This window comes from Micromonospora qiuiae (genome assembly GCF_016863555.1).
Lineage (GTDB): Bacteria > Actinomycetota > Actinomycetes > Mycobacteriales > Micromonosporaceae > Micromonospora > Micromonospora qiuiae.
This window is the reverse complement of record NZ_BOPC01000059.1, coordinates 26,033-38,970: the sequence shown is the minus strand read 5'-3', so window position 1 is coordinate 38,970 and position 12,938 is coordinate 26,033. Positions and strand designations below refer to the sequence as shown.

11 protein-coding genes are annotated in these 12,938 nt (G+C 69.8%); 10 read left to right on the top strand and 1 reads right to left on the bottom strand.

Annotated elements, in window-relative coordinates; all coding sequences use genetic code 11:
- Positions 1-623: 623 nt before the first annotated feature.
- Positions 624-1,619, bottom strand: a complete 996-nt coding sequence (locus Vqi01_RS20675) for a LacI family DNA-binding transcriptional regulator (protein ID WP_239098537.1) — start codon at positions 1,617-1,619, stop codon at positions 624-626.
- Positions 1,620-1,924: 305 nt separating this feature from the next.
- On the opposite strand from Vqi01_RS20675, the gene Vqi01_RS20670 reads away from it, so the two are divergent.
- The 10 genes from Vqi01_RS20670 (at position 1,925) to Vqi01_RS20625 (ending at position 12,930) form a co-directional block, all read left to right on the top strand.
- A complete protein-coding gene (locus tag Vqi01_RS20670) occupies positions 1,925-3,424 on the top strand; it encodes a sugar ABC transporter ATP-binding protein (RefSeq protein WP_204036471.1) in 1,500 nt (499 codons plus the stop codon).
- Positions 3,421-4,482 carry an ABC transporter permease gene (locus Vqi01_RS20665; protein WP_204036470.1) on the top strand — a complete coding sequence of 354 codons (1,062 nt, stop codon included), beginning with the start codon at positions 3,421-3,423 and terminating at the stop codon, positions 4,480-4,482. Before Vqi01_RS20670 ends, Vqi01_RS20665 begins: the two co-directional genes overlap by 4 nt.
- Positions 4,472-5,524, top strand: coding sequence for an ABC transporter permease (locus Vqi01_RS20660; RefSeq protein WP_239098536.1), 1,053 nt, complete (start codon positions 4,472-4,474; stop codon positions 5,522-5,524). The genes Vqi01_RS20665 and Vqi01_RS20660 overlap by 11 nt, the downstream gene beginning before the upstream one ends.
- Entirely contained in the window at positions 5,521-6,579 is a 1,059-nt protein-coding gene (gene rhaS / locus Vqi01_RS20655) for a rhamnose ABC transporter substrate-binding protein (protein ID WP_204036469.1), read from the top strand. The genes Vqi01_RS20660 and rhaS overlap by 4 nt, the downstream gene beginning before the upstream one ends.
- A gap of 18 nt (positions 6,580-6,597) precedes the next feature.
- Positions 6,598-6,939 (top strand): L-rhamnose mutarotase, encoded by a 342-nt coding sequence (locus Vqi01_RS31645; RefSeq protein ID WP_372444388.1) that lies wholly within the window; start codon positions 6,598-6,600, stop codon positions 6,937-6,939.
- On the top strand, positions 6,936-8,117 hold the full coding sequence (gene rhaI / locus Vqi01_RS20645; protein WP_204036468.1) for an L-rhamnose isomerase: 1,182 nt from the start codon (positions 6,936-6,938) through the stop codon (positions 8,115-8,117). Before Vqi01_RS31645 ends, rhaI begins: the two co-directional genes overlap by 4 nt.
- Positions 8,118-8,224: 107 nt before the next feature.
- Positions 8,225-8,446 carry a LuxR C-terminal-related transcriptional regulator gene (locus Vqi01_RS20640; RefSeq protein WP_204036467.1) on the top strand — a complete coding sequence of 74 codons (222 nt, stop codon included), beginning with the start codon at positions 8,225-8,227 and terminating at the stop codon, positions 8,444-8,446.
- A gap of 155 nt (positions 8,447-8,601) precedes the next feature.
- Positions 8,602-10,632, top strand: coding sequence for a bifunctional aldolase/short-chain dehydrogenase (locus tag Vqi01_RS20635; RefSeq protein ID WP_204036466.1), 2,031 nt, complete (start codon positions 8,602-8,604; stop codon positions 10,630-10,632).
- A gap of 2 nt (positions 10,633-10,634) precedes the next feature.
- Entirely contained in the window at positions 10,635-12,161 is a 1,527-nt protein-coding gene (locus tag Vqi01_RS20630; RefSeq protein WP_204036488.1) for a rhamnulokinase, read from the top strand.
- Position 12,162: 1 nt separating this feature from the next.
- Complete coding sequence (locus Vqi01_RS20625) at positions 12,163-12,930, top strand: (Fe-S)-binding protein (RefSeq protein ID WP_204036465.1); 768 nt, start codon at positions 12,163-12,165, stop codon at positions 12,928-12,930.
- Positions 12,931-12,938: the final 8 nt, after the last annotated feature.

Below are 12,938 nucleotides of genomic sequence, written 5' to 3'. Positions count from 1 at the left end.
CGATGAAGTCATACGCCAGCAGCGCCTCCGTCTCCCGGGGCGGGAACGACCAGGGACAGTCTCATCGGTGCGGTGCCCGCCGACTGGTGGGTGGGCCCATTGGGTCAGCGATGTGAGATCCAAACCCGGCCCATCGGGTACCCGGTTGCGCGACTCGGGCCACCTGCCGGAGGGCGTTCCGATGGTCATGGCCGGAGGCATCCGCGACGGTGGCATCGCACCAGACCCGAAGAAGCGGGTGAGCGAGTGGACCGTTCGGCGGCTGGACCGTTACCAGTTGCAGCGCGGAGACATCCTGCTGGTCCGGGTGGGTGATACGAAACGGTTCGGCACCGTCACCGGGAAGGTAGCCGGTTGGCTGATGGGCGACACCTGCATACGGGTGCGCCCGGGTTCGGGGGGTCACGCCGGAGTTCCTGGGCTGGTACCTCGGCCGAGCCGAGGTGCAGGGATGGCTGGACGTCAACACCTTGCACGGGTCGCGCTCCAGCATCAACAAGGAAACCCAGCGGCCCAGTCGGCGGCGCAGCGGCGGTGACTTGGCGCGTGGCTCGACGCAGGTGCCCCGGGCCAGCGCCAGCGCGATGGCTGTTCCCGGCCCGGCTCGTTCCCGGGTCGCGGGTTCAGCGGTAGCGGTCGCTGGAAACCCGAATCACCAGTTCGGGCTGGAACATGACGTGGCGATGCTGATGATTGCCGTCGTTCATGGACTCTTCGAGGAGAAGTTCGGCGGCGGTGCGGCCCAACTGGGCTCGGGGCTGCCGTACGGAGCTCAGGGGTACGGCCGCCGCAGCGGCGAACTCGATGTCGTCGTAGCCGACGATGGCGACGTCCTCGGGCACTCGCAGCCCGTGCGCGGTCAGACCTTGGAGCACGCCGAGCGCGAGCAGGTCGTTGGCGCAGAAGACCGCCGTGGGCCGTTCCCCGGCGGCGAGTGCCGCCAGTTCGTCGGCGGCCTGCCGACCGGCGTCGACGGACAGGCTCGGTGTCGTGAAGAGCTGGAGGTCATGCGGGGTGTCGCGGTCGGCGAGCGCGGCGGCGGCACCGTGGTGCCGGTCGGCCACCTGGCGGATCGTGACCGGGCCGCCAACGAACCCGATCCGTTCGTGTCCCCGCTCGGCGAGGTGTTCGGCGGCCAAGCGCCCTCCGGCGACGTCGTCGACGGCGACCGAGCATCGACTCGGGTGCCCGGAGCCCCGGTCGACGAGCACCACCGGAATGCCCCGCTTGACGAACGCGTCCAGCCGTGGGTGCCGACCGTCGGAGACGGGGGTCACGAGCAGGCCCTGCACGCGCTGCTCCTCGAGCATGTCGAGGTTGCGTTGCTCCCGCCGTGGGTCTTCACCGCTGTTGCACACGATCAACATCCCGCCGGCTTTCTCGACCACCGCTTCCGCGCCGCGGACGACGTCGGTGAAGAACGGGTTCGACACGTCGAGGACCAGGATCGCCACGGTACGGCTGCGCCCGGCGCGTAGTTGACGGGCGGAGTCGTTGCGGACGTATCCCAGCTCGGTGATGGCGTCGAGCACCTTCTGGCGGGTGGCCGGGGAGACGAGGTCGGGCCGGTTGAGCACGTTGCTGACGGTCCCGAGCGACACACCCGCGTGCTTCGCCACTTGTTTGATGTTGGCGGCGGCCATCTCTCCCTCAAGCCTGTGGTGACCGGCGGCCGGCGGTTGATTCCGTTCCGCGCGGTGAAAGGTACCAGCGGTGACGACCGCTGTGGTGTGGATGGGGCGAACGTGGCCGGATCAGGACACGCCGCCGATGGGGTGGAGGCGGTCCAGGATAACGAGTTGGTAACCGGCCGGAAAACCTTGACCCGTATGGGGCCGCCGCCTAAAGTCACTGCCACCTGTGAAACGTTTCACTACAACCCCGGTTGCTGCGCCGCTACTACTACAAATCGTGAGGGGGCCACGTGCTTCCGGTCCTGGCGCTGAAGAGTGTGGACAAGTCGTTCGGTGCAGTCGCCGCATTGCGCGACGCCCGGCTGGAACTGTACGCCGGCGAGGCGCACGCGCTGGTCGGCGAGAACGGCGCCGGTAAGTCTACATTGGTGAAGATCCTGGCCGGCGTGCACTCGCCGGACGCGGGGATCGTGTCGCTCGAGGGCCAGCCGGTCGCCTTCGGCAGCCCGGCCGACGCCCGCGCGGCAGGCATCGCCGTCATCTACCAGGAGCCCACCCTTTTTCCTGACCTGTCGGTCGCGGAGAACATCTTCATGGGGCGACAGCCACTGAAGGGGCTGCGCCGCATCGACGCCTCGGCCATGCGCGAGCGCACCAACGAGCTGTTCGCGCGGCTCGGTGTGCGGATCGACCCGGACCGGCCGGCCCGCGGCTTGTCCATCGCCGACCAACAACTCGTCGAGATCGCCAAGGCGCTCTCCTTCGACGCCCGGGTCGTGGTGATGGACGAGCCGACCGCGGCGCTCTCCGGCGTCGAGGTCGAGCGGCTCTTCGCCGTGGCCCGTTCGCTGCGCGACAACGGCGCGGCGATCCTGTTCATCTCGCACCGGTTCGACGAGGTGTTCTCGCTCTGCCAGCGAATCACCGTCATGCGCGACGGCCGCTGGATCGCCACCGACGAGATCGGCAACCTGACCGTCGAGGGCGTCGTCCGCACCATGGTCGGCCGGGACATCTCCGCGCTGTTTCCGAAGGTGCCGACGGAACCGGGTGAGGTACGCCTGGAGGTCGACGGGCTGACCCGCCATGGCTACTTCGAGGACGTCTCCTTCACCGTGCGCGGCGGCGAGATCGTCGCGCTCGCCGGCCTGGTCGGCGCGGGCCGCAGCGAGGTGGCCCGAGCGGTCTTCGGCATCGACCGGTACGACGCCGGTGAAGTACGCGTCGACGGCCGGCGGCTGCGGCCGGGTGATCCGTCGGCGGCGATCGCCGCCGACCTGGCGCTCGTGCCCGAGGACCGCCGTCAGCAGGGACTGGTGATGGAGCTGTCCATCGAGCGCAACGCCACGCTGCCGCGCCGGTGGGCACTGAGCCGGCTCGGGCTGTTGTTCGGCGCTAGCGAACGGCGCTCGGCCGCGGAATGGGCCCGGCGGTTGCAGGTGAAGGCCGCGCGCAACAGCGACCCGGTGTCCACCCTCTCTGGCGGCAACCAGCAGAAGGTCGTGCTGGCCAAGTGGCTCTCCACCGCGCCGCGGGTGCTCATGATCGACGAGCCGACGCGGGGCATTGATGTCGGCACGAAGTCCGAGGTGCACCGGCTGCTCTCCCAGCTTGCCGCCGAGGGCGTGGCGGTGTTGATGGTGTCCAGTGAACTGCCGGAGGTGCTCGGCATGGCTGACCGGGTGCTCGTCATGCACGAGGGCCGACTGGTCGCCGACATCCCCCGGGACCAGGCCGATGAGGAGAGCGTCATGTTCGCCGCGACCGGGCAGCGGGAGGCCGCCGCATGACGACGGCAAACGTACGACCAGAGGCCGCCGCGACGTCCGACGGTACCGAGTCGAAGCCGGAGTCCAGTGCTCGCCTGGCGCACCGGCTGTTCGTCGTGCGCGAGCTGGGCATTCTGCTCGCGCTGGTGCTGCTGATCGCGGTGACCTTCGGCGTCAACCAGCGGTTCCTCTCCGCACAGAACATCAAGGACCTGCTGCTCAGCTCGACCATCCTGGCGATCCTCGCCGTCGGGCAGGCCATCGTGATCATCACCCGCAACGTCGACCTGTCGGTCGGTTCGATCCTCGGCCTGGCCGCGTTCGCCACCGGGTCGCTGTTCGTCGCCAACCCCGGCACACCGATCCCGGTGGCGATCCTGATCGGTGTAGCGCTGGGGGCACTCTGCGGCGCCGTCAACGGCGGACTGATCGCCGCGGCGCGCGTACCGGCGCTGGTGGTCACACTCGGCACGCTGTACGTGTTCCGCGGCATCGACTACACCTGGGCGACCGGACGACAGATCAACGCCGCCGACATGCCGCGCGGCTTCCTGCAGATGGGCACCGCCACGATCCTCGGGGTACCGGTGCTCGCGCTCTTCGCGATCGCGGTTGTTGTCGCGGCCGGCTACCTGCTGCGCAACTACCGCAGTGGTCGCGAGCTCTACGCGATCGGATCAGATCCGGACGCTGCCCGGCTGTCCGGCATCGCGGTGGGCCGCCGCGTCTTCTTCGCCTTCGTGACCAGCGGCGCGCTCGCCGGACTCGCCGGGGTGCTCTACGCGGCGCGCTTCGGCACCCTCGACGCCAACGCCGGCCTCGGTATCGAGCTCAACGTCGTCGCGGCCGTGGTGGTCGGTGGCGTGGCAATCTTCGGCGGCAGCGGCTCGGTGTACGGCGCGGCCCTCGGCGCCGTCCTGCTGACCACGATCGGCAGCGCCCTGCCGGTCCTCGGGGTCACCCCGTTCTGGCAGCGCGCCGCCGTCGGCGCGCTCATCCTGACCGCCATCGGGCTCGACCGGGCGCTCGCCGTCCGCATGGCACGTCGTCTGCGAGGAGGCAAGACCCGTGGCAACTGACACCCTCGTCAAGCCGGCCCGCACCGGGTCGGCCGGGCCGCCCGGGTGGCGTCGCCTGCTTGGCTCCTGGGACGCCATCCTCATCCTCGCGCTGTTGCTCGTGGTGCTCGTCGCCACCGCCACGATCGAGGGCGTCGGGAGCCCGCGCTTCTACCGGTTCGTGGTGCTGGAGGCGATCCCGATCGCCCTGATCGCGCTGCCGATGACGCTGGTCATCATCACCGGCGAGATCGACCTGTCGGTGGCGAGCACGGTCGGCTTGACCTGCTCGGTGCTCGGCCAGCTCTGGTATCTCGGCGTCACGTCGCTGCCGGTGCTGATCGTGCTGAGCCTGCTGCTGGGCGCCGTGCTCGGGGCGGTCAACGGCGTCTTCATCACCGTCTTCGGTCTGCCGTCGTTGGCCGTCACCATCGGCACACTCGCCCTCTACCGCGGCCTGGCGTACGTCGTTCTCGGAGACCGGGCGATCGCCGACTATCCGCCGGCCTGGACCCAGAACGCCGTCGCCCCCATCCCCGGCACGGTCATTCCCTGGTTCGTGCTGGTCCTGGCGGCCCTCGCCGTCGTGTTCGGCGTGGTGCTGTACCTCACCCCGATCGGCCGCTCGCTCTACGCGATCGGCAACAACGCCGAGGCCTCGACCTTTGCCGGGATCTCGGTGCTGCGCACCAAGTTCTGGCTCTTCGTTGCCACCGGAGCCATGGCGGCGCTGGCCGGTGTGTTCTGGACGTTCCGGTTCGCCAGTGCCCGCGCCGACAACGCGACCGGCCTGGAGCTGGCGGTGGTGGCTGCCGTGCTGCTCGGCGGCGTCTCCATCTTCGGTGGTCGCGGTGGTCTCGTCGGAGTCCTCGCGGCGGTGGCCCTGCTCGGCGTCCTCCGCAACGCGCTGCAACTGGCCGATGTGCCGGCGAACGCGCTGACCATCGTGACCGGAACCCTGCTCATTCTCTCGGTTGTCGGACCGAACCTCGTGCGGATGGCGCGCGAGCGGCTACGTCGGCGCCGGCCCGTCACCACCCCACTGGAAAGGACATCATCATGAGAATCCGACGTATCCGCATTGTCGCTACCGCGGCGCTGGCCGCCGTCGCCCTCACCCTGGGCGCCTGCGCCGAGGACACCGGCGGCGGCACGGACACCGGCGACACCGGCAACGCCGCCGGCACCATCAAGGAAGGTCTCAAGGTCACCTTCCTGCCCAAGCAGGTCAACAACCCGTACTTCGACACCTCGGACAACAAGGGCGGCAAGCCGGCGGTCGAGGAGTTCAAGGGCCAGTATGCCCAGACCGGGCCGTCCGAGGCGAGCCCGTCGGCGCAGGTGTCGTACATCAATACGCTGTCCCAGCAGGGCACCGACGTCATCATCATCGCGGCGAACGACCAGGATGCCGTCTGTGGCTCGCTGATGGAGGCCAAGACCGCCGGGGCGAAGATCGTCACCTACGACTCCGACACCAAGCCGGAGTGCCGGGACGCCTTCGTCAACCAGGCCACCTCGGAGGGCATCGCCCAGGCGCAGATCAAGCTGATCTCCGACGCGGTCGGGCCGGAGGGCGGCGAGATCGCCATCCTCTCGGCGACGGCGAACGCGACGAACCAGAACGCCTGGATCGAGCTGATGAAGACCGAGCTGGCCAAGCCGGAGTACAGCAAGCTCACGCTGGTGGCCACCGTCTACGGCGACGACCAGGACGAGAAGTCCTTCCAGGAGGCCCAGGGCCTGCTGTCGAAGTACCCCAACCTCAAGGGCATCATCTCCCCGACCACGGTCGGAATCGCCGCCGCGGCGCGCTACCTCTCCGGCTCGTCCTACAAGGGCAAGGTGCAGCTGACCGGCCTCGGCACCCCGAACCAGCTGCGCGAGTACGTCAAGGACGGCACGGTCAAGGCCTTCGCCCTGTGGAACCCGGCCGACCTCGGCTACCTTGCCGCGTACACCGGTGCGGCGCTGGCCTCCGGGATCATCACCGGCAAGGAGGGTGAGACGTTCACCGCCGGCAAGCTCGGCGAGTACACGGTCGGCGCGAACGGGGAGGTCCTGCTGGGCGACCCGTTCGAGTTCAACGCCTCCAACATCGACGAATTTAACTTCTGAGTCATCGGTAGGTGTGGTGTGCGCCGGATCTGCTTCACCCTTCAGGTCAGACCGGACCGGCTGGGGGAGTACCGGCGCCGCCATGCCGCCGTGTGGCCCGACATGCTGGTCGCGCTCAAGCGCGCGGGCTGGCACGACTACTCACTCTTTCTCCGTGAACGACGGACTGCTGGTGGGCTGCTTCCTGACCGAGGACCTCGACGCCGCGCAGGCGGCGATGGAAACGACCGAGGTCAACGCGCGATGGCAGGCGGGATGGCGCCGTTCTTCGCCGATCTGCCCGCTGGACGGCCCGACCGCGGTTTCCGCGTCCTGACCGAGATCTTCAATCTCGAAGAGCAACTGGGGGAGCAACAATGACCGAGATCGACCCGACCACGCGCAGACGGGTCCTCGATGGCCTGCGTGAGCAGCGCATCGAGACACCGTCTTGGGCGTACGGCAACTCGGGTACCCGGTTCAAGGTGTTCGCGCAGGACGGCGTGCCCCGCGACCCGTACGAGAAGGTGGCCGACGCGGCGACCGTGCACCGTTTCACCGGTGTCGCGCCGACCGTGGCGCTGCACATTCCGTGGGACCGGGTGGACGACTACGCCGCGCTGGCCGGGTACGCCAAGGAGCAGGGCGTCGAGCTGGGCACGATCAACGCGAACGTGTTCCAGGACGACGACTACAAGCTGGGCTCGGTCACCAACCCGGACCCGGCGGTGCGCCGCAAGGCGATCGGGCACCTGCTGGAGTGCGTCGACGTCATGGACGCCACCGGATCGCGTGATCTGAAGCTGTGGTTCTCCGACGGCACCAACTACCCCGGCCAGGACAGCGTCCGCGAGCGCCAGGACCGGCTCGCGGAGGCGCTGCGGCAGGCGCACAACCGGCTGACCGGCCAGCAGCGGCTCCTGCTGGAGTACAAGCTGTTCGAGCCGGCGTTCTACATGACCGATGTGCCGGACTGGGGCACCGCGTACGCGCACTGCCTCGAACTCGGCGAGCGGGCGCAGGTGGTCATCGACACCGGCCACCACGCGCCGGGCACCAACATCGAGTTCATCGTGGCCTTCCTGCTGCGCGCCGGGAAGCTGGGCGCCTTCGACTTCAACTCGCGGTTCTACGCCGACGACGACCTGATGGTGGGCTCGGCGGACCCGTTCCAGCTGTTCCGAATCATGCACGAGATCGTCCAGGCGGACGCGCTGCGTCCGAGCTACGGCATCGCGTTCATGCTCGACCAGTGCCACAACATCGAGCCGAAGGTGCAGGCCGTCATCCGGTCGGTGCTCAACGTCCAGGAGGCGACCGCCAAGGCGCTGCTGGTGGATGTGGCGGCGTTGACCGACGCCCAGCGCAACGGTGACGTGCTGGAGGCCAATGCCGTACTGATGGACGCCTACAACACCGATGTCCGGCCGCTGCTGCGCGAGTTGCGCGAGGAGATGGGTCTGGATCCGGACCCGGTCGCGGCCTACAAGCGGTCCGGCTACCTAAAGCGGGTCAGGGCCGAGCGGGTCGGCGGGAAGCAGGCGGGCTGGGGTGCCTGACGTCCGGTGACCGGCCGGGCCGGTCACCGGCCACACAGGTCGACTGACCGGCCACCGGTGCCGCGGCCGTTTCCCTTCGTTTGTCCCCCGGGCGAAAGGACTGCCAGGTGCCTCACGACCCGCCGGCTGTCGAGCCGGCCGTGCTGACGGATGACGAGATCGCCGTGCTCGCGTTGCTCGCCGAGGGCCGGCTTACCGCGAGCGTCGCGGTGGAGCTGCACCTGTCCGAACGCAGCGTCCGCCGCCGCGTGCGGGTGATCTGCCAGCGGCTGAATGTCGATACGCCGATCGAGGCAGTGGTGTGGGCTGCCCGGCGAGGGCTGGTGTGACGATCCCTTGACGCCACCAGAGATCTTTTCCTAACCTCAAACCGATGCATGAAACGTTTCATAGATGAGGACGACGGCCGATGCCCGAGGCGGCGGCCAGACCGAACACGACGTGGCACGCCGACCGTGCCGGCCTGAGAACTGCGAAGGAAACCATGACGAACTCCGCGGTGCGCGACCTGTTGGCGCGCAGCAACCGGCTTGGCGCCGACCCGGCCAACACCAACTACGCCGGCGGCAACACCTCTGCCAAGGGCGTGGAGACCGACCCGGTGACCGGTGAGCCCACCGACCTCTTGTGGGTCAAGGGGTCCGGCGGCGACCTCGGGACACTCACCGAGCGAGGGCTGGCCGTGCTCCGGCTCGATCGGCTCCGGTCCCTGGCCGACGTTTATCCCGGCGTGGATCGCGAGGACGAGATGGTCGCCGCGTTCGACTACTGCCTGCACGGCCGCGGCGGGGCGGCGCCGTCCATCGACACCGCCATGCACGGTCTGGTCGAGGCGGCGCACGTCGACCACCTGCACCCGGATTCGGGCATCGCGATCGCCACCGCCGCCGACGGGCCCGAGCTGACCCGGAAAATCTTCGGTCACCGGGTGCTCTGGGTGCCGTGGCGCCGACCCGGCTTCCAGCTGGGCCTCGACATCGCCGCCGTACAGCGGGCCAACCCGCAGGCCATCGGCGTCATCCTGGGCGGGCACGGGATCACCGCCTGGGGCGCCACCAGCGACGAGTGCGAGGCCAACTCCCGCGAGATCATCGCCACCGCGGCCGCGTACCTCGCCGAGCATGGCCGCCCCGAGCCGTTCGGAAAGTTGACGTACGAGCCGCTGCCCGAGGAGGAGCGCCGGGCTCGCGCCGCCGCCCTCTTCCCGGTGCTGCGTGGCCTCGCCTCCACCGACCGGGCACAGGTGGGCCACTACACCGACAGCGACGTGGTGCTCGACTTCGTCGGCCGCGAGCGGATGTCCGAGCTGGCCGCACTAGGCACCTCCTGCCCGGACCACTTCCTGCGGACCAAGGTCCGACCGATGGTGCTCGACCTGCCGCCCACCGCCGGACTCGAGGAGACCATCGCGCGGCTGAAGAAGCTGCACGCCACCTACCGCGACGACTACCGGTCCTACTACGAGCGGCACGCCACCCCGGACAGCCCGGCGATGCGGGGCGCCGACCCGGCCATCGTGCTGGTGCCCGGCGTCGGCATGTTCAGCTTCGGCGCCAACAAGCAGACCGCCCGGGTCGCCGGAGAGTTCTACGTCAACGCCATCAACGTCATGCGGGGCGCCGAGGCGGTGTCGACGTACGCCCCGATCGACGAGGCGGAGAAGTTCCGCATCGAGTACTGGGCACTGGAGGAAGCCAAGCTCCAGCGGATGCCCAAGCCCAAACCCCTCGCGACCCGGATCGCGCTGGTCACCGGCGGCGGCTCCGGCATCGGCCGGGCGATCGCCCACCGGCTCGCCGCCGAGGGTGCCTGCGTCGTGGTCACCGACCGGGACTCCGCCGCCGCCGAGACCGTCGCGGCCGAGATCGGCGGATCCGACCTGGCTGTCTCCGTACCCCTCGATGTCACCGACGAGGAGCAGGTCGGCGCGGCGGTGCGGGCCGCGGTGCTCGCCTTCGGCGGGGTCGACCTCGTGGTGAACAACGCCGGGCTATCGCTATCGAAGTCGCTGCTGGACACCACCGCGCGGGACTGGGACCTGCAGCACGACGTCATGGCAAAGGGGTCCTTCCTCGTCTCCCGGGAGACCGCCCGGGTGCTCATTGCCCAGGGCATCGGCGGCGACATCGTCTACATCGCCAGCAAGAACGCGGTCTTCGCCGGACCGAACAACGTCGCGTACGGCGCCGCCAAAGCCGACCAGGCCCACCAGGTGCGGCTGCTCGCCGCCGAACTCGGCGCGCACGGTGTCCGAGTCAACGGCATCAACCCGGACGGGGTGGTCCGCGGCTCCGGCATCTTCGCCGGCGGCTGGGGCGCCGACCGGGCGGCCGTGTACGGCGTACCGGAGGAAAAGCTCGGCGAGTTCTACGCCCAGCGCACCCTGCTCAAGCGGGAGGTGCTGCCGGAGCACATCGCCAACGCGGTCTTCGCCCTCACCGCCGGCGACCTGTCGCACACCACCGGCCTGCACATTCCCGTCGACGCCGGCGTCACCGCCGCCTTCCTGCGGTGACGATGGTGCCGCAACGACCCGAGCCGGCAGCCGGAGCCGAGCTGCCGGCCGGACTCGTGGCCGCGGCCCGGCCCGGCCTGCCGCCGACACCTCGCGGATCCGCCGAGGTCGCGGTCGCCGCCGTCGACCTCGGCGCCTCAAGCGGCCGGGTCGTGGTCGGACAGGTCGGCCGGGAGGCCCTGCGCCTGGTGGTGGCGCACCGGTTCGCCAACGAACCGGTGCGCATCGGCGGGACGCTGCACTGGGACATTCTCGCCCTCTACCGCAACGTGCTCGCCGGGCTGCGATCGGCAGGCCCGGTCGCCAGCGTCGGCGTCGACTCCTGGGCGGTCGACTACGGACTACTCGACTCCTCCGGCGCGCTGCTCGGCAACCCGGTCCACTACCGCGACACGCGTACCGAGGGTGTCCTGGAACGGGTGACGCAACGGCTCGGGGCCGAGCGGCTCTACGCCACCACCGGCCTGCAGCAGCTGCCGTTCAACACGCTCTACCAACTCGTAGCGGCCGCCGACTCGCCGCAACTCGCCGCCGCCCACCGGTTGCTCATGATCCCGGATCTGATCGCCTACTGGCTCACCGGGGAGATCGGCGCCGAGGTCACCAACGCCTCCACCACTCAGCTGTACGACCTGAATCGGCGCGTCTGGGCAACTGACATGATGGCCGACGCGGGTATCCGTACCAACATCCTCGCGCCGCTGCGGGAGCCCGGCACACGGATCGGGCCGGCGCTGCCCGAGCTCGACCTGCCCGGCACGCCGGACGTGGTGGCGGTCGGCTCCCACGACACCGCCTCCGCCGTGGTCGCGGTGCCCGCCGCCGGCGAGCACTTCGCCTACATCTCCTGCGGCACCTGGTCGCTGGTCGGCGTCGAGCTGGACCGGCCGGTGCTCACCGAGGCGAGCCGTCGGGCGAACTTCACCAACGAGGGCGGGGTCGACGGCACCATCCGCTACCTGCGCAACGTCATGGGTCTGTGGCCCTTGCAGGAAGCGTTGCGCACTTGGGGAGACCCGAACCTGCCCGAGCTGCTGGCCGCCGCTGCGCGCGAGCCCGCCTTCCGTAGCCTGGTCGACATCGACGAGCCGGCATTCCTGCCGCCGGGCGACATGCCGGCCCGCATCGCCGAGGCGTGTCGCCGCACCGGTCAGCCGGTGCCGGAGTCGCCGGCCGCCGTGGTCCGGTGCATCATCGACAGCCTGGCGTTGGCGCACCGTCGGGCGGTGCAGCAGGTCCAGGAACTCTCCGGCCGGCACGTCGACGCCGTGCACATCGTCGGCGGCGGAGCGCGCAACGCCCTGCTCTGCCAACTCACCGCGGACGCCTGCGGCCTTCCCGTGCTGGCCGGGCCGGTGGAGGCCACGGCGATCGGCAACGTGCTGGTGCAGGCCCGCGCGGCGGACGTCGTCGGTGACGACCTGGTCGCGCTGCGGCGGTTGTTGCGGCAGACTCAGGAGATCGTGCGTTACGAGCCCGACGGCGAATCCGCCGCGTGGCGGGCGGCTGCCCGGCGGGTGGAGGTGTGATGTGCGGATCGCGCTGTTCGTGACCTGCCTGGCCGACACCATGTTCCCGGAGGCGGCGAAGGCGACGGTGACGTTGTTGGAGCGGCTCGGTCACGAGGTGGTTTTCCCCACTGAGCAGACCTGCTGTGGGCAGATGCACGTCAACACCGGCTACCAGCGGGACGCGTTGCCGTTGGTGCGCCGGCACGTGCGGACGTTCGATCCGTACGACGTGATCGTCGCACCGTCGGGGTCGTGCGTCGGGTCAGTGCGGCATCAGCACGCAATGGTGGCCAGCAGGGCCGGCGATCGGCGGCTGGCCAGCCGGGCCGAGTCGGTGGCGGGGCGGACGTACGAGCTGTCCGAGCTGCTGGTCGACGTGCTGGGCGTGACCGATGTGGGGGCGTATTACCCGCACCGGGTGACCTACCACCCGACCTGCCACTCGCTGCGGATGCTGCGGGTGGGGGACCGGCCATTGCGGCTGTTGCGTGAGGTGCGCGGCCTGGACCTGGTCGAGCTGCCGGCTGCCGACCAGTGCTGCGGGTTCGGGGGGACGTTCGCGGTGAAGAACGCCGACACCTCGACGGCGATGCTCGCGGACAAGATGCATCACGTGCTGTCCACCGGCGCGGACGTCTGCACCGCCGGGGACTCCTCGTGCCTCATGCACATTGGCGGCGGGCTGTCCCGGCTGCGTAGCGGGGTCCGGACGGTGCACCTCGCGGAGATCCTGGCCTCGACCGAGCACAGCGAGACCGCTGGGGACCGAGGGGCGGTGCGGCCGTGACGCGGACC